Raw genomic sequence first — 21,168 nt, 5'->3', positions numbered from 1 at the left:
CATGCTCGATCTCCTCGTGCAGGCAGCACTGCTGGGCGGGCTGTACACCTTGTTCGCCCTCGGCCAGTCGCTGATGTTCGGCGTCATGCGCCTGACCAACACCGCGCATGGCGACTTCATCGTGCTGGCCGCGTTCGGCGCGGTGGCGGGACTGATGCTGCTGGGCGCGTCCGGGGCGGCAACGCTGGCGGTCGCGCTCGCGCTCTTGCCGGTCGCGTTCGGCTTCGGCTGGGGCCTGCAGCGCTGCGTGCTGAACGGGACGCTGGGACGCGACCCGCTGCCGTCGCTGGTGGTCACCTTCGGGCTCGCCATCGTGATCCAGAACCTGTTGCTGCAGCTGTTTTCGGCGGATCCGCGTTCGATCGAGACGGGGGGCTTCAACACGCAAAGCGTGGCCTTGCCGGGAGGGGTCGTCGTCGGCGCGCTGCCGCTGCTGGTGCTGTTGCTCGCGGTCGCGGCGACGGCAGGCCTGCAATGGCTGTTTTCGTCCACGGCGCTGGGTCGTTCCTTTCGCGCCGTCTCGGACGACCGCGAGATCGCCGAGCTGATGGGGCTGCACGCGGGCAAGCTGTACGCGCTGGCCACCGGCATCGCGTTCGTGCTGGTGGCCGTGGCTGGCGTGCTGCAGGCGATGCGCACGACGGTCTCGCCATCGGACGGCCCCCTGCTGCTGCTCTTCGCCTTCGAGGCGGTGATCATCGGCGGGATGGGGTCGTTCTGGGGAACGCTGGCCGGTGCGATGCTGCTGGGACTGGCGCAGCAGGCGGGGTTCCGGCTGGATCCGGGCTGGGGGATCTGGGCGGGGCACCTGGTGTTCCTCGCGGTGCTGGTGTTGCGGCCGCAAGGGCTGTTCCCGAAGACGAGGGGATGAAATGAGTGCGGTGATCCCGGAGAGCGCGCGCAGCGCGCCTGGCCAACCCTGGGGGCCCGCCCGCGCGGGAATCACGAATGGTTTCGTGACGGTGGAGCGGGGGACGCGCGCGAGCCAGGTCGCGCTCGCCGCCAGCGCCGTGCTCGTGCTCTTCGCCGCCACGCTGCCCTTCTGGGGCGAATCGAGCTGGATGCGCGAGTTCGTCGAGATCGCCTGCTACCTGGTGTTCGCGATGATGTGGAACCTGCTGGCCGGCTACGGCGGCATGGTGAGCATCGGCCAGCAGGCCTTCCTCGGACTGGGCGGCTACGCGATGCTGGCCCTGGGCAACTTCGCCGGCGTGAACCCCTTCGTCGCCGTGCCGCTGGGGGCGCTGGCGGCGGCGCTGGTGGCCCTGCCGGTCTCGTGGATCGCGTTCCGGCTGCACGGCGGCTATTTCGCGATCGGCACCTGGGTCATCGCCGAGGTGTTGCGCCTCACGATCGCGAACGTCCCCGCGGTGGGCGGCGGCTCCGGCACCACGCTCACGGCCTTGCGCGGCATCGACAAGGCGACGCGCGAGGGCGTGACCTACTGGATGGCGCTGGCGTGCGTGGTCGCCTGCATCGCCGGCGTCTACCTGTTCCTGCGCAGCAAGCAGGGGCTCGCGCTGCAGGCCATCCGCGACAACGAAGTGGCCGCCGAGTCGCAGGGCATCGCCGTGCGCCGCATGAAGCTGGCCGTGTATGCGGTCGCCGCGCTCGGGGCGGGGCTGGCGGGCGCGCTGTACTTCGTCGGCAACCTGCGCATCAGCCCGGACGCAGCCTTCAGCGTCAACTGGACCGCCTTCGCCATCTTCATGGTGGTGATCGGCGGCATCGGCAGCATCGAGGGGCCCATCGTGGGTGCGCTGGTCTTCTGGGCGCTGAACGAGTTCTTCAGCGACTGGGGCACCTGGTACCTGCTGGGCCTGGGGCTGCTCGCGATCGTGGTGACGCTGCGCTTCAGGCAGGGGCTGTGGGGGTATGCGCAGCAGCGTTGGGGGTGGAGCCTGTTTCCGACGCAAAGGCGCTTGCGGGTCTGAACGCGGAACCCCCCCGCGCCCTCAGGCGATCACCAGCCTGCGCGAGATCTCCTGCGCCGCCGCCCGCAGCGCCGGCAACATCGTCTCCTGCATCTGCCGCGGCGGCGTGCGGTTCGCCTGGCCGCTGATGTTCAGGGCCGCGATGGTCCTGCCGGCGCGGTTCACCACCGGCGCGGCGATGGACACGAGCCCTTCCTCCAGCTCCTGGTTGATCAGGCACCAGCCCTGGCGGCGCGCCTGCTGCACCTTCGCCAGCAGGGCATCGACCTCGGTGAGGGTGTGCCGCGTGCGGGCCTCGCGCGGGCTCGCCTCCAGTAGCGCGACGACTTCCTCGTCCGGCAGGCCGGCCAGCAGCATGCGCCCGAGCGAGGTGCAGTAGGCCGGCAGGCGCGAGCCCACGCCCAGGCTGTTGCGCATGATCTTGCGCGTCGACACCCGCAGCACGTAGACGATGTCCGTGCCTTCCAGCACGCCGGCGGAGCAGGACTCCTTGACCTGTTCCACCAGGTCTTCCATCACCGGCTCGGCGACGTTCCACATCGGCATGGAAGACAGGTAGGCGAAGCCCAGGTCCAGGATGCGCGGGGTGAGCGCGAACAGCCGGCCGTCGCTTTCCACGTAGCCCAGCGTCTGCAGCGTGAGCAGGATGCGCCGCGCCCCCGCGCGGGTGAGGCCCGTGCGCTGCGCGACTTCGCTCAGGGTCTGGCGCGGCGCGCTCGCGCTGAAGGAGCGGATCACCTCCAGCCCGCGCGCGAAGGACTGCACGTAGGCATCTCCCGGACGAATGTCGGGGCTTTCGGGTTGGGCGGCGCTTGGCATGTAGAATTCATTATACGAACACTTGTTCGCATATCGAACATATCGCGCAGCAAGTGCCAGGCATCTCCTCCCAAGGATTTCCATGATCAACAAGATCGCCGCCTCCATCGCGGAGGCGCTGGCCGGCGTGCGGGACGGGTCCACCATCCTCATCGGCGGCTTCGGTACCTCCGGCATTCCCGGCGAGCTCATCGACGGCCTGATCGAGCAGGGCGCCAAGGACCTCACGGTGGTGAACAACAATGCCGGCAATGCGGACTACGGCCTCGCCGCGCTGCTCAAGGCCGGCCGCGTGCGCAAGATCATCTGCAGCTTTCCGCGCCAGGTGGACAGCTGGGTGTTCGACGAGCTCTACCGCAGCGGCAAGCTGGAGCTGGAGCTGGTGCCCCAGGGCAACCTCGCGGAGCGCATGCGTGCGGCGGGCGCCGGCATCGGCGCCTTCTTCTGCCCCACGTCCCACGGCACCGAACTGGCCAAGGGCAAGGAAACGCGCGAGATCGCCGGCAGGCAGTACGTGCTGGAGTACCCGATCCACGGCGACGTCGCGCTGATCAAGGCGGAGGCGGGCGACCGCTGGGGCAACCTGGTGTACCGCAAGGCCGCGCGCAACTTCGGTCCGGTCATGGCGACTGCCGCCAAGCACACGGTGGCCACCGTGTTCGACATCAAGGAACTGGGCGAGCTGGACCCCGAAGCGGTGGTCACGCCCGGCATCTACGTCAGCAAGATCGTGAAGATCCCGCGCGTGGCCACGCAGGCGGGCGGTTTCAAGAAAGAGGCCTGAGATGGCGTACCAGAAGCGTACCAAGGACGAACTCGCCAGGCGCGTCGCCCAGGACATCCACGACGGCGCCTACGTCAACCTGGGCATTGGCATGCCCACGACCGTGGCCAACCACATCCCAGCGGGCCGGGAGGTGATCCTGCAAAGCGAGAACGGCATCCTGGGCATGGGCCCCGCGCCCGCCGCCGGCCAGGAAGACTACGACCTCATCAACGCCGGCAAGCAGCCCGTGACGCTGCTGCCCGGCGGCGCCTATTTCCACCACGCCGACTCGTTCGCGATGATGCGCGGCGGCCACCTGGACATCTGCGTGCTCGGCGCCTTCCAGGTGTCGGCGCGCGGCGACCTCGCGAACTGGAGCACGGGCGAGCCCGGTGCGATTCCGGCGGTCGGCGGCGCGATGGATCTCGCCATCGGGGCCAAGCAGACCTGGGTGATGATGGACCTGCTCACCAAGAAGGGCGAGAGCAAGATCGTCGAGCGCTGCGGCTATCCGCTCACCGGCGTCGCCTGCGTCAAGCGCATCTACACCGACCTGTGTACGCTGGAGTGCACGTCCCAGGGACTCAAGCTCATCGACACCGTCGAAGGACTGTCCCGCCCCGAACTCGAGAAGTTGATCAACCTGCCGATCGCGGCCTGACCCAGGAGAACCGAACATGACGCGACAAGCCTTCATCTGCGACGCGATCCGCACGCCTTTCGGCCGCTACGGCGGCGCACTCTCCTCGGTCCGCACCGACGATCTCGGCGCCATCCCGCTCAAGGCGCTGATGGCCCGCAACGCGAAGGTGGACTGGCAGGCGGTCACCGACGTGATCTACGGCTGCGCCAACCAGGCGGGCGAGGACAACCGCAACGTGGCGCGCATGGCCTCGCTGCTGGCCGGCCTGCCGATCGACGTGCCCGGCTCCACGATCAACCGCCTGTGCGGGTCCGGCCTCGACGCGGTCGGCACCGCGGCGCGCGCGATCAAGGCCGGCGAAGCCACGCTGATGATCGCCGGCGGCGTGGAGAGCATGAGCCGCGCGCCCTTCGTGATGCCCAAGGCGGAGTCCGCCTTCTCGCGGGCGAACGCGGTGTACGACACCACCATCGGCTGGCGCTTCGTCAACAAGCTGATGAAGGAAAAGTACGGCGTCGACGCCATGCCGGAGACGGCGGAGAACGTCGCGGTCGACTACAAGATCGAGCGCGAGGCGCAGGACCGCATGGCCCTGGCGTCCCAGCTCAAGGCCGTGGCGGCACAGAAGCGCGGCTTCTTCGACGCCGAGATCACGCCGGTGACCATCCCGCAGAAGAAGGGCGATGCGATCGTCGTCAACAAGGACGAGCACCCGCGGGAAACGTCGCTGGAGACGCTGGCCAGGCTCAAGGGCGTGGTCCGGCCGGACGGAAGCGTGACCGCGGGCAACGCCAGCGGCGTCAACGACGGCGCCTGTGCGCTGCTGCTGGCCGACGAAGCGAGCGCGTCGAAGAACGGCCTGACGCCGCGCGCGCGCATCGTCGGCATGGCCACCGCCGGCGTGCCGCCGCGCGTCATGGGCATCGGTCCGGCGCCGGCGACGCAGAAGGTGCTGGCGCTGACCGGCCTGAAGCTGGAACAGATGGACGTGATCGAGCTGAACGAAGCGTTCGCGGCGCAGGGCCTCGCGGTGCTGCGCATGCTCGGATTGGCGGACGACGATGCGCGCGTGAACCCCAACGGCGGTGCGATCGCGCTGGGCCACCCCCTGGGCGCCTCCGGCGCGCGTCTCGCGACGACCGCGGTGAACCAGCTGCACGCGAGCGGCGGCCGCTACGCGCTGTGCACCATGTGCATCGGCGTGGGGCAAGGCATCGCGGTGATCCTCGAGCGCGTCTGATTTCCTGAAGTTTTCCCTCCCTCTGCGGGGGAGGGCAGGATGGGCGCGGGGCAACGCACGCCCTTCGCGGGCAGCCCTCACCCCAACCCTCTCCCGCAGGCGGGAGAGGGCGCAAGAACCCTCGCATGCGTCCCCCGCGGGGGAAGGTGCCAGGCCCCCATCCCAACCTTCCCCCAGAGGGGGAAGGAGCAAGACCCCCATGAGCAAACCACAAGCCACCCTCGTCACCGGTGCCAGCGCCGGCATCGGCCGCGCCATCGCGCAGATGCTGGTCGCGCAGGGCCGCACCGTCGTCAACCTCGACTACAAGCTGCCGGACGCATCGCATCCGCGGGTGCATTCCTTCCAGGCCGACCTCAGCCTGGCCGCCGACACGCAGGCGGCCGCTGCGCGCGTGCTGCACGAGTTCGACATCACGGCGCTGGTGAACAACGCGGGCGCCACGCGCCCGGGCACGGTGGACACGCAGAGCGCGGAAGACCTCGCCTACGTCAACGCCCTGACGCTGCAAGCGACCCTGCTGCTCACGCAGGCCTGCCTGCCCACGCTGCGCGCGAGCGGGTGCGGGCGCATCGTCAACATGGCCTCGCGCGCGGCGCTGGGCAAGACCGAGCGCATTGCCTACTCCGCCGCGAAGGCGGGGCTGGTGGGCATGACCCGCACCATGGCCATGGAGCTGGGTGCCGACGGCATCACCGTCAACGCCATCGCCCCCGGCCCCATCGCCACGGAGCTGTTCCGCCAGAGCAACCCGGACGGTGCGCCGCGCACGCAGCGCATCCTGGACAGCATCGTCGTCAAGCGCATGGGCACGCCCGAGGACGTCGCGCGCGCGGCGCTGTTCTTCCTGTCGCCCGACAACGGCTTCGTCACCGGCCAGGTGATGTACGTCTGCGGCGGCACCACCCTGGGCCTCGCGCCCGTGTAGCGCGCGCGACGGCCGTCACCGCGTTCGATATCTCCAGTGAAAGTGAAGTGAAAGTGAAAGCCATGCAAGCATCCCGCCGCCGCCTGACCCTGGGTGGCCTCGCGCTGGCCGCCGTCGCGGCCACCACCCCCTTCGCCGTCCAGGCGCAGGCCTATCCCACCAAGCCCGTCACCGTCATCGTGCCCTTCGCGGCCGGCGGCACCACCGACATCCTGGCCCGCGTCGTCGGCCAGGCCCTGAACAAGGAGCTGGGCCAGTCCGTCATCGTGGACAACCGCGCCGGCGCCGGCGGCAACATCGGCGCCGCGCTCGCGGCCAAGGCCCCGGCCGACGGCTACACGCTGTTCATGGGGACGGTCGGCACGCACGCGATCAACCAGAGCCTGTACAGGAAGCTGCCCTTCGACCCGATCAAGGACTTCCAGCCGCTGACGCGCGTCGCGATGGTCCCCAACCTGCTGGTGGCCAATCCGGGCAAGCCCTACAAGAACGTCAAGGAACTGATCGCCTACGCCAGGGCCAACCCGGGCAAGGTGAACTTCGGCTCCTCCGGCAGCGGCAGCTCGATCCACCTCTCCGGCGAGCTGTTCAACAGCCTGGCCAAGGTGGACATGGTGCACGTCCCCTACAAGGGCAGCGCGCCCGCCGTCACCGACCTGCTGGGCGGCCAGATCGACGTCATGTTCGACAACATGCCTTCGGCCATCCAGCACGTGCGCAGCGGCAAGCTGCGCCCGCTGGCCGTGACCACGGCCAAGCGCGCGCCGGAACTGCCCGACGTGCCGACGGTCGCCGAAGCCGGCGTGCCCGGCTACGAGGCGACTTCCTGGTTCGGCATGTTCGCCCCGGCGAACACGCCTGCGCCCGTCGTGGCGAAGCTCAACGCGGCGCTGGTCAAGGTGCTGGCGGATCCCGAGGTGCGCAAAAAGCTGGCGGAGCAGGGCGCGGAGCCCTACAGCGAGAAGCCCGAGCAGTTCGCCGAGTTCATCCGCAAGGAGACGGCGAAGTGGAGCAAGGTGGTCAAGGATTCGGGCGCCAGCGCGGATTAAGCAGGGGATGGCGGGTCCGGCCCGCAATGACCCGGAGGAGGGCGGCCGCGAGGCCGCCCTTTGTCTTTCAGGCGCCGGAAAACTGAATTCCGGAAATCCCATTGCCAGCCCCGCGCGCGCGCCAGACACTGCCGCCAGACCCGTCAACGAGGAAGACAAGGATGGCGAAGCAAGTCGGATGGATAGGCCTGGGCCGCATGGGCGAGGCCATGGTCAAGCGGCTGCTGGCCGCGGGCTACGGCGCCAGCGTCTGGAACCGCACGCGCAGCAAGGCCGAGCCGCTGGCGGCGTACGGCGCCGAGATCGTGCGCGACAAGACCGACCTGGCCGGCTGCGAGGTGGTCTTCACCATGGTGTCCACCACCGACGACCTCAAGGAGGTCCTGTTCGGCGAAGGCGGCCTGGTCACCGGCGCCCAGAAACCGAAGGTGGTCGTCGACAGCTCCTCGATCTCGCAGGAAGGCTCGGCGGAGATCCGCGCGCAGCTCGAAGCCATGGGCGTGGCCTATCTCTGCGCCCCCGTGTCCGGCAACGCCAAGGTGGCCAAGGCGGGCAAGCTGCTGATCGTCGCCTCCGGCCCCAGGGACCTGTACGAGAAGGCGCAGCCTTACCTGGCCGCGATGGGACGCAAGGCCATGTGGGTGGGCGAAGGCGAGCTCGCGCGCATCTGGAAGATCGCGCACAACACCATGTTCGGCGTGGTGATCCAGAACCTGTGCGAGATCACCGTGCTGGCCGAGAAGGCCGGCATCCCGCGCCACCTGTTCCTGGAGAGCATCAACGACTCGGTGCTGGGCTCCATGTACACGCGCTACAAGACGCCCATGCTGGTGAACCTGGGCTTCGACCAGGTGACCTTCACGCCCAAGCTGCTGCTCAAGGACATGGACCTGGGCATGGGTGCGGCCAAGGCGCATGGCGTCGCGATGCCGGCGGCGGCCGCCACGCGCGAGTCGGTCGCGCGCATGGTCGGGCGGGGCTACGACCACATCGACTTCGCCGTGCTGCTGCAGGAGACCGCGCGCGACGCGGGCCTGGAACTCGCGCCCGAGAACGTGCAGGTGGGCGACGGGCTGTCGTCCTGAGCCCCGGGCGTTCGCATCCTGTTCACTGCATTCCAAAGGAGACAAGACATGAAGCGGATCCTCGGCGTCCTCGCCGCCACCCTCCTTGCCGGCAGCGCCCTCGCGCAAGGCGCCTGGCCCGCCAAGCCGATCCGGATGGTCGTGCCGTTCACGGCAGGCAGCGTCACCGACATCGTCGCGCGCACGGTGGGCGAGTCCATGGCCCGCGGCCTGGGCCAGCCGGTGATCATCGAGAACAAGCCGGGCGCCGGCGGCACCATAGGCGCCGCGCAGGTCGCCAAGAGCGAGCCGGACGGCTACACCGTGCTGATCCACTCCTCCGGCCATGCGCTCAATCCCGCGATCTATCCCAACCTGCCTTACGACACGGTTAAGGATCTGTCGGGCGTGACGCCGCTCGCTTCCGTGCCCAACGTGCTGGTCGTCTCGCCCGCGCGCGGCTGGAAGAGCGTGGCGGACCTGGTGGCCGCGGCGAAGGCCAAGCCCGGCCAGTTGAACTACGCGTCCGCCGGCACGGGCAGCGCCACCCACATGAACGCCGAGAAATTCAAGCTGCGTGCCGGCATCGACGCGCAACACGTGCCCTTCAAGGGAACGCCCGAGGCGCTCACCGACGTGATCGGCGGCCGTGACGACTGGTTCTTCGCCCCGATGGCCTCGGCGCTGCCGCTGATCAAGGACGGCAAGCTGCAGGCGCTGGCGGTGAGCTCGGCGCAGCGCTCGCCGGCGTTGCCCAACGTGCCCACCACGGTGGAAGCCGGCGTGCCCGACTCCGACTACACGCTGTGGGTCGGCCTGATCGTGCCTTCGGCCACGCCGCCCGCGGTCGTCAAGCGCCTGCACGAGGAAGCGCTCAAGGCCGTGAACTCGCCGGAGGTGAAGAGCCGGCTCACCAGCCTGGGCGCCGACGCGTTCACGCTGGAGCCGCAGGCCTTCAACACCTACATCCGCAACGAGATGGACGCCGCGGCGCAGATCGCCAAGAGCGCCAACCTGAAGGCCAACTGAGGATGAAAGTCGCAGTCATCGGCGTGGGCAAGATGGGCCTGCCCATGGCGCAGCACCTGCAGGACGCCGGCCATGCGGTGCTGGTGCACGACAGCAGTGCGGCCGCGCGCGCGCAGGCGCAAGCCGCGGGCCTGCGCGTGGCGGGCGGCCTGCCGCAGGCGCTCGAGGGTGCCGAGGTGGTGTTCTCTTCGCTGCCGCACGACGCCGCCTTGCTGGCCGTGGCGCAGGACATCGCGGCGCACGCCGCCGCGGGCACCGTCTACGTGGACACCAGCACGGTCTCGCTGGAGGCCAGTGCGCAAGCCGCGGCGGCCTGCGCCGCGCGCGGCGTCGCGCACGTGCGGGCCACCGTGTCGGGCAACAACAAGATGGCGGAAGCGGCCCAGCTGACGGTGATGGCCTCGGGCCCCGAGGAAGCCTACGCGCGGGTCAAGCCGCTGCTTGCCGCCTTCGGTCCCAACCAGTTCTACCTGGGCGACAGCGAGCAGGCCCGGCTGATGAAGCTGATCGTGAACCTGATGATCGCCGCCACCAGCGGCATGTTGTCGGAGGCGCTCGCGCTCGGCCAGAAAGGCGGCCTGGACTGGCGCCAGATGTGGGACGTGATCGCCGCCAGCGCGGTGGGCTCGCCCATCGTCAAGGCCAAGGCCGTGCAACTGCGCGAGCACGACTACACGCCCACCTTCACCGTCGGCCAGATGCAGAAGGACGTCGACCTGATCCTCGCCGCGGGCGCCGGCCTGCACGTGCCGCTGGTGCTCACGGCAAGCGTCAGCCAGCTGCTGCACGCCGCGGCCGCCCAGGGCGAGGGCGGGCTGGACTATGCCGCCATCATCCGCGCGGTCGGCCGCGCGGCCGGCGTGACCGTGCCGCCGGCGCGCGGCGAGACGGCATGAGCGAGGGGGAGGGCGCAACGGCTCGCGCAGCGGCCGGCACCACGCCCATTTTGGAACTGCGCGGCATCAGCAAGCGCTTCAGCGGCGTGCAGGCGCTGGACCAGGTCTCCTTCGCCTTGCACGAGGGCGAGGTGCACATGCTGCTGGGCGAGAACGGAGCCGGCAAGTCGACGCTGATGAAGGTGCTGTGCGGCGCCTACGCGGCGGACGCCGGCGAGTTCTTCCATCGCGGCGCGCCGGTGGCGATCCGGGGCCCGGCGGATGCGCGCCGGCTGGGCATCGCGGTCATCTTCCAGGAGTTCACGCTGGTGCCCCACCTGAGCGTGGCGCAGAACATCTTTCTCGGGCGCGAGCCGCGCGGCCGCCTGCCGGGCCTGGTGGACCGCGCGCGCATGCGGCGCGATGCACGGGCGGTGATGGAGCAGCTCGGGATGGGCCTCGATCCCGACACGCCGGTCGCCCGCCTCGGGGTCGCGCAGCAGCAGATGGTGGAGATCGCCAAGGCGCTGTCGCAGCAGGCGCGCATCCTGGTGCTGGACGAACCGACGGCGGCCCTGTCGGACAACGAGACGGAAAAGCTGTTCCGCGTCATCGCCCGCCTCAAGGAGCAGGGCGTGGCGATGGTCTACATCAGCCACCGCATGGCGGAGGTGTTCGCGCTGGGCGACCGCGTCACCGTGCTGCGGGACGGCAAGAAGGTGGGCGCGCGCCTGCCGGGCGAGACCGCGCCGGACGAACTCGTCAGCCTGATGGTCGGGCGCCGGGTCGACATGACGTACAGCCGCCAGTACTGCGCGAACCCCGGCGAAGTGGCACTGGAGCTCAAGGGCGTCAGCGCCGCGACCGGGATCCGCGACGTGAACCTCACGGTGCGCGCCGGCGAGATCGTCGGTCTCGCGGGGCTGGTGGGCTCGGGCCGCACGGAGGTCGCGCGCGCCATCTTCGGCGCCGATCCCGTCACGGCGGGGCGCATCGAGATCTTCGGCCGCCTGCAGGACGGCGGACCGACGCACGCACGCCAGCTCGGCGCCGCGCTGATCCCCGAAAGCCGCAAGACGCAGGGCCTGGCCCTCGTCCGGTCGGTGGCGGACAACCTGCTGGTGTGCAGCCTGGGGCGGCTGTTTCCGCGCGGCTGGTTCGCCCCGCGCGTGGCGCTCGCACGGGCGCGCGAGCTCATCACCCGCCTGCGCATCGCCACCCCGCGCCCGGAACGCCGCGTGGGCGTGCTCTCGGGCGGCAACCAGCAGAAGGTGGTGATCGGCAAGTGGCTCTCCGCCGAGGCGCGCCTGTTCATTTTCGACGAGCCGACCCGCGGGATCGACGTGGGCGCCAAGGCGGAGATCTTCAGCCTGATCGACGGCCTGGTGAAGAAGGGCGCCGCGGTGCTGATGATCTCCTCGGAACTGCCGGAGATCGTCCACGTCTGCGACCGCGCCTACGTGATGCGCGAAGGCCGCGTGGCCGGCGAACTGCAGCGCGCCCAGATGAACGAAGAAGCGATCCTGACCCTGGGGATGCACCATGCCTGAACTCGCCGCCGCCGGGCCGCACGACGCGCTGCACGGCTTGCTCGTCCGCCTCAAGCGCGCGGGAAGCGCCAGCGGCGCCCTGCTGGCGCTGGTGGTGCTCTGCGTCGTGTTCGGGGCGACCGCGGACAGCTTCCTGGCGCTGGCCAACCTGCAGAACATCGCCGTGCAGTCCACCACGCTGCTGCTGCTCGCGCTGCCGATGACGCTGATCATCCTGACCGAGGGCCTGGACCTGTCCATGGGCGCGGTGCTGACGCTGGCCAACGTGGTGCTCGCCGCGGTGGCGGTCGCCACGGGCAGCGTGCTGCAGGGCCTGTTCGCCGCGCTCGGCGTCGGCCTCGCCTTCGGCACGCTCAACGGCGTGCTGGTGGCGCGCCTGGGCATTCCGCCTTTCGTCGCGACGCTGGGCACGCTCGGTGCGGCGCAGGGCCTGGCGCTGCTGGTCTCCGACGGCCAGAGCATCGTCGGCCTGCCCGACGCGCTGACCGCGATCTACGGCGCGCGCTGGCTGGGGCTGCCGGTGTCGCTGTGGATCGCCGTGGCGGCCTACCTGGTGTTCCACCTCGTGCTGTACCACACCCGCTTCGGCACCAACGTCTTCGCCCTGGGCGGCAACCGCGAGGCGCTCACGCTCGCCGGCGTGCGCACGCGCGGGTACCTGGTCGGCGTGTACGCGCTGGGCGGGCTGATGGCGGGGGGTGCCGCCTTGCTCCTGACCGCCCGCATCAGCAGCGGCCACCCGACGGCCGCCCTGGGCATGGAGTTCGACGCCATCGCGGCGGTGGCGCTGGGCGGCACCTCCTTCGAGAAGGGCAAGGGCTGGCTGTTCGGCACCGTGCTGGGCGTGCTGGTCGTGGGCGTGCTGCGCAACGGCCTGAACCTGCTGGGCGTGGCGTCCGCGGTGCAGGTGTCCGCCATCGGCGTGATCGTGATCGTCGCGCTGATGGTCGACGGCTTGCGCGGGAGGACGGCGTGAGCGCCGCCAGCGGACGGATCGACCTGCCGGCGGCGCGGACGCCCGCCTGGCAGGCCGTGCCCGACCCGGTGCGCAACCTGGCCCTGCGCCTGCTCGCGCTGGGCCTGCTGTGCCTGGCCCTGAGCATCGCCAGCGACGCGTTCCTGACCGTCACCAACATCGTCAACGTGCTGCGGCAGGCGGCCCTGCTGTTCCTGCTCGCCTCCGGGCTGACGCTGGTGATCCTGACCGCGGGCCTGGACCTGTCCGTGGGGGCCAACGTGGCGCTGAGCGCCTGCCTGGCGGCGACCTTGATGAAGTCCACCGGCTCCATCGCGCTGGCCGTGGCGGTCGGCCTGGGCAGCGGGCTGGCCATCGGCCTGGCGAACGGCCTGCTGGTGACGCTCCTGCGGCTGCCGCCCTTCATCGCCACCTACGGCATGCTGTGGATCCTGCACGGCGTGACCTACTGGTTCATGAAGGGCGAGACCATCCACGGTTTCCCGCCCGGGTTCCGGGCCATCGGCAGCGGCCACTGGCTGGGCGTGCCGATCCCGATCTACTTCATGGCGGTGTTCCTGCTGGTGGGCGTGCTCTTCGCGCAGCGCACCCGCTGGGGCCAGGAGATCTACGCGGTGGGCGCCAACCCGGAGGCGGCGCGCCTGTCCGGCATCCCGGTAAAGAGCCGGCTGGTGCTGGTCTACGCGGTGAGCGGCGCCATGGCGGGGCTCGCCAGCCTGATCTTCCTCGCGCGCCTGAACTCCGCCGAGGGCGACATCGGCGAATCGCTCACCCTGCCGGCGATCGCGGCCGTGCTCATAGGCGGCACTTCGCTGTTCGGCGGCATCGGCTCCGTGTCCGGCACGCTGGTGGGCGCGTTGATCCTCACGCTCGTCCTCAACGGCATGAACCTGCTGGCGATCAGCTCCAGCTGGCAACCCGTCGTGACCGGGGCGATCGTCGTGCTTGCGGTATTCCTCGACAACTTCACTCGCAAAGGAGACAGAACATGAAAACCCTCACCCTGCGCCTGGCCCTCGTGGCCCTGGCCTTCACCGGCGCTTGCACGGCCCATGCCGACAACGAGCGCATCGCCGTGTTCACCAAGAACCAGACCAACCCCTTCTTCCAGGCCGTGCGGGTGGGCGCCGACAATGCGGCGAAGCAGATGAACGCGAAGGTGACGCACTACGTGCCGACGAAGCCGGACAGCATCCCGGAGCAGATCAGCCAGGTCGAGGACGTGATCGTCCGGAAGCCCGACGCCATCGTGTTCACGCCGGTCGACTACAAGGCGATGGGCCAGGCCGTGGGCAAGATCAACGCCGCGAAGATCCCGGTGGTGAACATCACGGACAAGAGCCAGGGCGGCAGCTTCGTGTCCTTCGTGGGCGCCAGCGACTACGACATCGCCCGCGCCACCGTGCGCCACCTGATCCAGGCCATGGGCGGCAAGGGCAACATGGTGCTGCTCGAAGGCGTCAAGGGCTCGCTGACCAACATCGACCGCGTGCGCGGCTTCAACGACGCCGTCAAGGAAGCGCCGGGCGTGAAGGTGGTGGCCGCGCAGCCGGGCAACTACCAGCGCCTGCAGGCATTGCAGGTGATGGAGAACCTGATGCAGTCGCATCCGAAGATCGACGGCGTCTTCGCCGCCAACGACGCGATGGCCGCGGGCGCGATCGAGGCGCTGGAAGGCGCCAACCGCAAGGCGCTGGTGGCCGGCATCAACGGCACCAAGGAAGCCATCGACGCGATCAAGGCCGGCAAGATGCTGGCCACCGGCGACTACAACGGCTTCCTCCAGGGCTGCGTGGGCACCATGGCGGCCGTGCGCGAGCTGCGCAAGCAGCCGGTCCCCAGCGAGGTGGTGTTCCCCGCGATGGTGATCACCAAGGAGAACTACCAGGCCTGGGACACGCCGGTGGAATCGCGCAGCTGCCCCAAGTGGGAAGAGATCGTCAAGCGCTGAGCGCAAGGAGGCCCCGTGATCTTCATCTTCCACCTGCTGGACCGCGCCGGCGCCGGCGAACTGCGCCAGCGCATGCGCCCGCAGCACAAGGAGTACCTGGGGCAGGTCGCGGACCGGATCGCCTTCGCCGGGCCGCTGCTTGCCGACGACGGCCAGACCATGATCGGCAGCCTGCTGGCGATCGACTTCCCCGACCGCGCCAGTGCCGAGCGCTGGCAGGCCGAGGAGCCCTTCACCCGGGCCGGCGTCTACGACAGGGTGTCGGTGCTGCCGTTCGCCAACCTGTGGCCGCAGAAGGCCGGCTTCCCGCCGGTGTGAGCGCCGCGCGCGACCGCACCGTCGCCGCGGCAAGGAGAGCACCGTGAAGGACTTCGTCTACATCGCCCGCCCCGCGCGCGTGCTGTTCGGGCCGGGCACGCTGCGCCAGCTGGCCTCCGAGCTCGATCGGCTCGGCGTGCGCAAGGCGCTGGTGCTGTCCACGCCGGAGCAACGCGCGTCGGCGGAACAGGTCGCGGCGATGCTGGGCGAGCGCTCCGCCGGCGTGTTCGACCGGGCCGTGATGCACGTGCCGATCGAGACGGCGCGCGAGGCGCGCGCGCACGCGGTGCGCGTCGGCGCCGATTGCGCGGTGGCCCTGGGCGGCGGCTCCACCGTGGGGCTGGGCAAGGCGATCGCGCTCGACTCGGGCCTGCCCATCGTCGCGGTGCCCACCACCTACGCGGGCTCGGAGATGACCACCATCTACGGTCTGACCGAAGGCGGCCTGAAGAAGACGGGACGCGACGACCGCGTGCTGCCGCGCACCGTGATCTACGACCCGGAGCTGACCCTGGGCCTGCCGGTGGAGATGAGCATCACCAGCGGCATGAACGCCATCGCACACGCCGCCGAAGGCCTGTATTCGCCGACCAGCAATCCCATCATCGACCTGATGGCGGAAGAGGGCATCCGCGCACTCGGCCTGGCCCTGCCGCGCCTGCGCGCGCAGCCCAGGGACCTGGAGGTGCGCGGCAACGCGCTCTACGGCGCCTGGTTGTGCGGCACCGTGCTCGCCTCGGTGGAGATGGCGCTGCACCACAAGCTGTGCCACACGCTGGGCGGCAGCTTCAACCTGCCGCACGCGCAGACGCACACCGTGGTGCTGCCGCACGCCCTGGCCTACAACGCCGAGGCCGCTCCGGAAGCGATGCGGCGCATCGCCCGTGCGCTGGACGCCAAGAGCGCGCCGCAGGCCGTGTACGACCTCGCGCGTGCCAACGGCGCGCCCGTGGCGCTGCGCGACATCGGCATGCAGGCCGCCGACCTGGACCGCGCCTGCGACATCGCGCTGCAGAACCAGTACCCCAACCCCCGCCCGCTGGAGCGCGCCGCGCTGCGGCAGCTGCTGCAGGACGCGTACGAGGGCAAGCGCCCGGACGCGTGAGGAACGGGTCGCGCGCCTGGCGGCCAAGGGCCCGGGTTGCGCGGCCGCCGGAGCGCGGTTGCGCGGCGCTCCCTGCGTCATTTTTCACAAGGGGAAAACCCCCTCCCCCTCTTTGCCGGGGGGAGGCGCGCGCGCCGGCTGGCGACACTGGTCCCGGGTCTTTCATGCAAGAGGAACGGGAATGACGACGTTGGGAACCTCATTTCGCCGCGCATGGCGCGGCATGGCCGCAGCCGTGCTGCTCGCCGGCGCCGGCGCCGCGCTCGCGAACGACGTGCCGGCCACGCTGGCCGGCGTGACGCTGGTGAGCGCGGAGCAGGCGCGCAAGCTGGCCGAGGCCGGCACGCCCATGATCGACACGCGCGTGGGCAACGAGTACGCCGACGCGCACGTCAAGGGCGCGCGCAACGTGCCTTACAAGGAGAAGAGCGCCAAGGACGCCGGCTTCGACGCGAAGCAGGACCAGTTCGACCTGTCCAGGCTGCCGGCCGACCGCGACGCGGCGCTGGTCTTCTACTGCAACGGGCCGGAGTGCTGGAAAAGCTACAAGGCCTCCAAGGTGGCCGCGGAAGCCGGCTGGAAGAAGGTGCACTGGCTGCGCGGCGGCTTTCCCGAGTGGAAGGCCAAGGGATACCCCGTCGAATGACGACACCGGCGGCGGGGAAGGCGGAAAAAGCCAGGAGAAGCTTTGCGCTCAGCATCCGGCAGAAGCTGGCCGTGCTGGGCTTCGTGTGCATCGTGGGCGTGTCCTCGCTCGCCGGCATGGCCATCGTGTTTTCCGGCCAGGTGGCGGACACCGCCCACGTGATCGATGAGAAGCGCTTCGCGCCTCTCACGCGCCTGCAGGCCCTGAGCACCCACCTGAAGGAGGTGCGCTTCCGCCTCGCCGGCGTGCTGCTGGACCAGATGCCCGTGCCCGGCTCGCGCAACCACCTGCACGAGACGGTGCAGGCCGCTCCCGGCCTGTGGCGGGAGTTCCGCGACGCGGTGGGGCCGCTCGAAGGCGACAGCGGCACGCTCGCCGCCCGCATCGACGCCGGCCTGCCGCAGTTCCTGCGCTTCGCCCAGGCGCTGGACGCGGCCTATGCGGCCGACGACAAGGCGAAGCTGCAGGCGCTGCTGGAAGACGAGTGGCCTGTCGTGCAGCAGCACATCGTCAAGCCGCTGGACGCGCTGGTGCCCAGCTTCAGCGCGGAGGTGGCGCGCGAGACCGGAGAGCTGGAGACGGCGTCGCGGCGCTTTCGTGACGCGGCCGGCGCTGCGGCCCTCGCCGTGCTGCTCGCCACGGTGGTGATCGCCGGCCTGGTGATCCGCTCGCTGATGGCCGGTGTACGCGCGGCGCTCGCCGTGGCCGAGGCGCTCGCGCGCGGCGACCTCACGCACGAGGTCAGCGTGGGCCAGCGCGACGAACTCGGGCAGCTGCTCGCGGCCCTGGGCGTCACCGTGGAGCGGCTGCGCGGCGCCATCAGCGGCGTGCGCGCCGGCACCGCGGCCATCGCCACCGCCGCTGCCGAGATCGCGGCGGGCAGCGTGGACCTGTCGCAGCGCACCGAGGAGCAGGCGGCGTCGCTGGAAGAGACCGCCTCTTCGATGGAGGAGCTCACCGCCACCGTGGAGCGCAGCGCCGACAACGCGCGGGTCGCCAACGCGGTGGCCGCGGAGGCCAGCGACGTGGCCACGCGCGGCGGCGAAGCCATCGCGGAGGTGGTGCGCACGATGGGCGAGATCGATGCGAGCTCGCGCCGCATCGTGGACATCACGAGCGTGATCGACGGCATCGCTTTCCAGACCAACATCCTGGCGCTGAACGCCGCGGTCGAGGCGGCGCGTGCCGGAGAGCAGGGCCGCGGCTTCGCCGTCGTCGCCGCGGAGGTGCGCACCCTGGCCCAGCGCTGCGCCGCGTCGGCCAGGGAGATCAAGACGCTGATCGCCACGTCCGTGCAGCAGGTGCAGGACGGCACGCGCCGCGTCGGTGCCGCCGGCGAGACCATGGGCCAGATCGTCGGCCAGGTGCAGCGCGTGGGCGCGCTGATCCAGGAGATGGCGGCCTCCGCCCGCGAGCAGGCGGACGGCCTGGGCGAGGTCAACCGCGCGGTGGTGCAGATGGACCAGGTCACGCAGCAGAACTCGGTGCTGGTGGAGCAGGCTTCCGCCTCGGCGGAGTCGCTGCGGCAGCAGGCGCAGAACCTCGTGCAGGCCGTGGCGGTGTTCCGGCTGCCCGCGCCGCCGCAGGCGTTCGCGGTGAACAGTGTGCCGCTGGTGCTCGCGCACGATGACGCGGCCAACGAGCCGATGGCGATCGCCGTCACGCGCTGAGCGTCGGGCGCGCGGCGGGCGCTATCAGCGCAGGTCCCGGTGGCCGCTGGCCTGCCGCAGCACCGCCAGTGCCTGCGCCGCGTTGCCACCGCGCCACGCGACGATCTGGTCCGGCCGCACGAGCGCCAGCGGCGCTTCGTAGAGCTCGCGCAGCACGCGGGAAGGATGGCGCACCACGCGCAGGTCCAGCCCCAATGCGGCCGCCGCCTCCGTGAAAGGCGCCGCATCGGGCGCTTGCGGCCCGAGCGCGAGCAAGGTCCATTCGCGATGGAAGCCGTCGAACAGCGAACGCCCGTCGTCCAGCCAGGCGTGCGGCGGCCGCCCCCCGGGGCAGGCGCTGGCAACGTAGGTGTTCGCGCTGTCCGGCGGCGGGGTGCTGCCGTCGGACACGACCAGGGGCGACCCGTCGTAGCGGCCGCCGAAGGTGACGCCGGGGATGTTGAACTCCAGCCGCACGTGCGCATCCAGGTGCGCCGAGGCTTCGCGCCGCGCGGCTTCGCCCGCGGCGCCGTCCTGTTCCAGTTCCGGGCGCGCCGTGAACAGGCCCACCGAGTCGGCGAAGTGGCGCGCGTAGGCCGTGTTGCGCAGCGCGAGCGGCCTGCGCTCGGTGTCGTAGCTGTCCAGCAGCGTCGCGCGCGCGGCGCCGCGCAGCACGTGTGCCAGCTTCCAGCCCAGGTTGACGGCATCCTCGACCGCCGTGTTGTAGCCCAGGCCGCCCGTGGGCGTGAACAGGTGCGCGGCGTCGCCGGCGAGGAAGACGCGCCCGCGCTGCATGGACTGCGCCACCAGCGAATGGCCCGCCGTCCAGGTGCCGCAGGAGAGCACCTCGATCGGGATCTCGCAGCCCAGGGCCTCGCGAAAGACGCGCCGTGCATCCGCTTCGGTCCAGGTGTCGGCATCCTCGCCCGCGTGCACCGCCGCGTGGAAGGCGAACTCCGACTGTCCGTCCACCGAGGCCAGGAACGCCCGCCGCTGCGGGTTGACCGAGACGTACATCCAGGCCCGCGCATGCGGCAGCACGCGATAGAAGTCGGGGGCGCGCAGGTAGACGGCGAACATCTGGCCGCCCATGAAGTCGCGCCGCACGCCGCTCGCGCCCTCCCACCGGATGCCCAGCGCGTTGCGCACCAGGCTGCGCGGGCCGTCCGCGCCGACCAGGTATCGGGCAACGACCTGGTGGACCGGCCCGCCGTCGGTTTTCTGGATCGCGGCCTGCACGTGCGCGCCCGTGTCGCGGAAGTCCAGCAGCTTCCAGCCGTAGCGCAGCTCGTTGCCGGCGTGCGCCTGCGCGTGGCGCCGCAGCACCTGCTCGACGAATTTCTGCGCCACGCGGTGCGGCAGTTCCGCCGCGCTCCAGGAACCGCCCATGCCCTTGACCTGGCGCACGGCCTGCGCGGCGGTGGGCAAGGACAGGCGCGCCAGCTCCCAGGCGGTGTAGCGCGTGAAGTAGGCGATGTCGGTCGGGTGGTCCGGCGGCAGGCCCAGCGCGCGCACCTCGCCCGCGAAGCCCAGGCGCCGGAAGTGCTCCATGGTCCGCGCCTGCGTCGCGTTGGCCTGCGGGTTGAAGGCGGTCGAAGGCTTGGCATCCACCAGCAGCGTGGACACGCCCCGCTGCCCGAGCTCGTTGGCCAGCATCAGCCCGCAAGGGCCGCCGCCGGCGACGAGCACCTGCGGGCTCAGTAGCCGAAGCGCGTCGTCCACTTGCGTTCGTACTCCATGCGGTCGAAGTGTTCGGCGATGAAATCGATGAAGGTGCGCACCTTGGCGCTCAGGTGCTTGCGGCTGGGATAGGCGAGATTGACGGTCAGGCGCGGCAGGTCCCAGGCATCGAGCACCGGCACCAGCCGGCCCGCCACGATGTCGTCGTAGAGGATGTAGGTCGGCTGCACCAGGATGCCCAGCCCCTCCAGCGCCGCGGCCCGCAGCACCTGGCCGTCGTTGGACTCCAGCACGCCCTTGACCGCCAGCGCGCTCGTCTCGCCGTCGCGGCTGAAGCGCAGCTCGTGCGGGTTGTTGGCGTAGGTGTAGACCAGCAGGGCGTGCCTGGGCAGGTCGGCCACGGTCCGCGGCGCGCCCGCGCGGGCGATGTAGCCGGGCGAGGCGGCCAGGATGCGGCGCGTCTCCGCCAGCCGCCGGATGGTGATGTTGGAGTCCGGCTCGAACTCGCGCGTGCGAATGGCCACGTCGATGTTGTTGTCGATCAGGTCCAGGTAGCGGTTGGCGGTCTCCACGTGCACGGTCACGTTGGGGTAGCGGCGCGTGTACTCCGGCAGCAGCGGCGCGATGTGCTGCATGGAAAACGACAGCGAGGCCGTGATCCGCAAGGTGCCGGTGGGATTGAGCGTGGACGCGTTGACAGCCGATTCGGCATCGTGCAGGTCGGCCAGGATGTGCTTGCTGCGGCGCAGGAATTCCTGTCCCGGCTCCGTGAGGTACAGGCGCCGCGTGTTGCGTTCGACCAGCCGTGCGCCCAGGCGCTCCTCCAGGGCGGCCAGGTGCCGGCTGGCGGCGGCGTTGGACAGCCCCAGTTCCTCCGCGGCACGGCTCAGGCTGCCGGTTTCGGCCACCTGCACGAACAAGGCCATCTCGGTCCACCGGTCCAAGG

General features: G+C 70.5%; 21 protein-coding genes. 18 read left to right on the top strand and 3 right to left on the bottom strand.

Going from position 1 to position 21,168, the window contains the following annotated elements:
- Position 1: 1 nt before the first annotated feature.
- On the top strand, positions 2-871 hold the full coding sequence (locus tag AC3EGR_RS13540) for a branched-chain amino acid ABC transporter permease (protein ID WP_488547008.1): 870 nt from the start codon (positions 2-4) through the stop codon (positions 869-871).
- A gap of 1 nt (position 872) precedes the next feature.
- Entirely contained in the window at positions 873-1,934 is a 1,062-nt protein-coding gene (locus tag AC3EGR_RS13535; protein ID WP_488547007.1) for a branched-chain amino acid ABC transporter permease, read from the top strand.
- Between the two features lie 21 nt (positions 1,935-1,955).
- Here the strand turns inward: AC3EGR_RS13535 and AC3EGR_RS13530 are convergent, their stop codons facing one another.
- Positions 1,956-2,753 (bottom strand): IclR family transcriptional regulator domain-containing protein, encoded by a 798-nt coding sequence (locus tag AC3EGR_RS13530; RefSeq protein ID WP_488547006.1) that lies wholly within the window; start codon positions 2,751-2,753, stop codon positions 1,956-1,958.
- An 82-nt stretch (positions 2,754-2,835) separates the two neighbouring features.
- Here AC3EGR_RS13530 and AC3EGR_RS13525 point away from each other — a divergent pair, with 82 nt between their 5' ends.
- The 16 genes from AC3EGR_RS13525 (at position 2,836) to AC3EGR_RS13450 (ending at position 18,563) form a co-directional block, all read left to right on the top strand.
- The gene (locus tag AC3EGR_RS13525) at positions 2,836-3,537 is read left to right on the top strand and encodes a 3-oxoacid CoA-transferase subunit A (RefSeq protein WP_488547005.1); all 702 of its coding nucleotides are present in this window, start codon (positions 2,836-2,838) and stop codon (positions 3,535-3,537) included.
- Position 3,538: 1 nt separating this feature from the next.
- Positions 3,539-4,180, top strand: a complete 642-nt coding sequence (locus AC3EGR_RS13520; protein WP_488547004.1) for a 3-oxoacid CoA-transferase subunit B — start codon at positions 3,539-3,541, stop codon at positions 4,178-4,180.
- Positions 4,181-4,196: 16 nt separating this feature from the next.
- Entirely contained in the window at positions 4,197-5,402 is a 1,206-nt protein-coding gene (gene pcaF, locus AC3EGR_RS13515; RefSeq protein ID WP_488547003.1) for a 3-oxoadipyl-CoA thiolase, read from the top strand.
- A gap of 199 nt (positions 5,403-5,601) precedes the next feature.
- Positions 5,602-6,330: an SDR family oxidoreductase gene (locus AC3EGR_RS13510; RefSeq protein WP_488547002.1), complete on the top strand. Its 729-nt coding sequence runs from the start codon at positions 5,602-5,604 to the stop codon at positions 6,328-6,330.
- A gap of 62 nt (positions 6,331-6,392) precedes the next feature.
- Complete coding sequence (locus tag AC3EGR_RS13505) at positions 6,393-7,379, top strand: Bug family tripartite tricarboxylate transporter substrate binding protein (RefSeq protein WP_488547001.1); 987 nt, start codon at positions 6,393-6,395, stop codon at positions 7,377-7,379.
- 161 nt (positions 7,380-7,540) lie between these two features.
- Positions 7,541-8,464 carry an NAD(P)-dependent oxidoreductase gene (locus AC3EGR_RS13500; protein ID WP_488547000.1) on the top strand — a complete coding sequence of 308 codons (924 nt, stop codon included), beginning with the start codon at positions 7,541-7,543 and terminating at the stop codon, positions 8,462-8,464.
- A gap of 48 nt (positions 8,465-8,512) precedes the next feature.
- A complete protein-coding gene (locus AC3EGR_RS13495; protein ID WP_488546999.1) occupies positions 8,513-9,472 on the top strand; it encodes a Bug family tripartite tricarboxylate transporter substrate binding protein in 960 nt (319 codons plus the stop codon).
- A gap of 2 nt (positions 9,473-9,474) precedes the next feature.
- Complete coding sequence (locus AC3EGR_RS13490; protein ID WP_488546998.1) at positions 9,475-10,368, top strand: NAD(P)-dependent oxidoreductase; 894 nt, start codon at positions 9,475-9,477, stop codon at positions 10,366-10,368.
- A complete protein-coding gene (locus AC3EGR_RS13485; RefSeq protein WP_488546997.1) occupies positions 10,365-11,897 on the top strand; it encodes a sugar ABC transporter ATP-binding protein in 1,533 nt (510 codons plus the stop codon). The genes AC3EGR_RS13490 and AC3EGR_RS13485 overlap by 4 nt, the downstream gene beginning before the upstream one ends.
- Positions 11,890-12,873, top strand: a complete 984-nt coding sequence (locus AC3EGR_RS13480) for an ABC transporter permease (RefSeq protein WP_488546996.1) — start codon at positions 11,890-11,892, stop codon at positions 12,871-12,873. The genes AC3EGR_RS13485 and AC3EGR_RS13480 overlap by 8 nt, the downstream gene beginning before the upstream one ends.
- A complete protein-coding gene (locus tag AC3EGR_RS13475; RefSeq protein ID WP_488546995.1) occupies positions 12,870-13,865 on the top strand; it encodes an ABC transporter permease in 996 nt (331 codons plus the stop codon). Before AC3EGR_RS13480 ends, AC3EGR_RS13475 begins: the two co-directional genes overlap by 4 nt.
- Positions 13,862-14,824, top strand: coding sequence for a sugar ABC transporter substrate-binding protein (locus AC3EGR_RS13470; RefSeq protein WP_488546994.1), 963 nt, complete (start codon positions 13,862-13,864; stop codon positions 14,822-14,824). Before AC3EGR_RS13475 ends, AC3EGR_RS13470 begins: the two co-directional genes overlap by 4 nt.
- A 15-nt stretch (positions 14,825-14,839) precedes the next feature.
- The gene (locus AC3EGR_RS13465) at positions 14,840-15,142 is read left to right on the top strand and encodes a YciI family protein (RefSeq protein WP_488546993.1); all 303 of its coding nucleotides are present in this window, start codon (positions 14,840-14,842) and stop codon (positions 15,140-15,142) included.
- Positions 15,143-15,185: 43 nt separating this feature from the next.
- Positions 15,186-16,247: a maleylacetate reductase gene (locus AC3EGR_RS13460; RefSeq protein ID WP_488546992.1), complete on the top strand. Its 1,062-nt coding sequence runs from the start codon at positions 15,186-15,188 to the stop codon at positions 16,245-16,247.
- A 181-nt stretch (positions 16,248-16,428) separates the two neighbouring features.
- Complete coding sequence (locus tag AC3EGR_RS13455; protein ID WP_488546991.1) at positions 16,429-16,893, top strand: rhodanese-like domain-containing protein; 465 nt, start codon at positions 16,429-16,431, stop codon at positions 16,891-16,893.
- Complete coding sequence (locus AC3EGR_RS13450) at positions 16,890-18,563, top strand: methyl-accepting chemotaxis protein (RefSeq protein WP_488546990.1); 1,674 nt, start codon at positions 16,890-16,892, stop codon at positions 18,561-18,563. Before AC3EGR_RS13455 ends, AC3EGR_RS13450 begins: the two co-directional genes overlap by 4 nt.
- 24 nt (positions 18,564-18,587) lie before the next feature.
- Here AC3EGR_RS13450 and AC3EGR_RS13445 read toward each other — a convergent pair whose 3' ends face one another.
- Together AC3EGR_RS13445 and AC3EGR_RS13440 are read right to left on the bottom strand one after the other, a co-directional pair.
- Entirely contained in the window at positions 18,588-20,264 is a 1,677-nt protein-coding gene (locus tag AC3EGR_RS13445) for an FAD-dependent oxidoreductase (RefSeq protein WP_488546989.1), read from the bottom strand.
- A complete protein-coding gene (locus tag AC3EGR_RS13440) occupies positions 20,240-21,166 on the bottom strand; it encodes a LysR family transcriptional regulator (RefSeq protein WP_488546988.1) in 927 nt (308 codons plus the stop codon). The genes AC3EGR_RS13445 and AC3EGR_RS13440 overlap by 25 nt, the downstream gene beginning before the upstream one ends.
- Positions 21,167-21,168 lie beyond the last annotated feature (2 nt).

The organism is Ramlibacter sp. G4-7 (assembly GCF_057784995.1).
The sequence above is the reverse complement of the archived record's forward strand: the minus strand, read 5'-3'. Positions and strand labels throughout refer to the sequence as shown.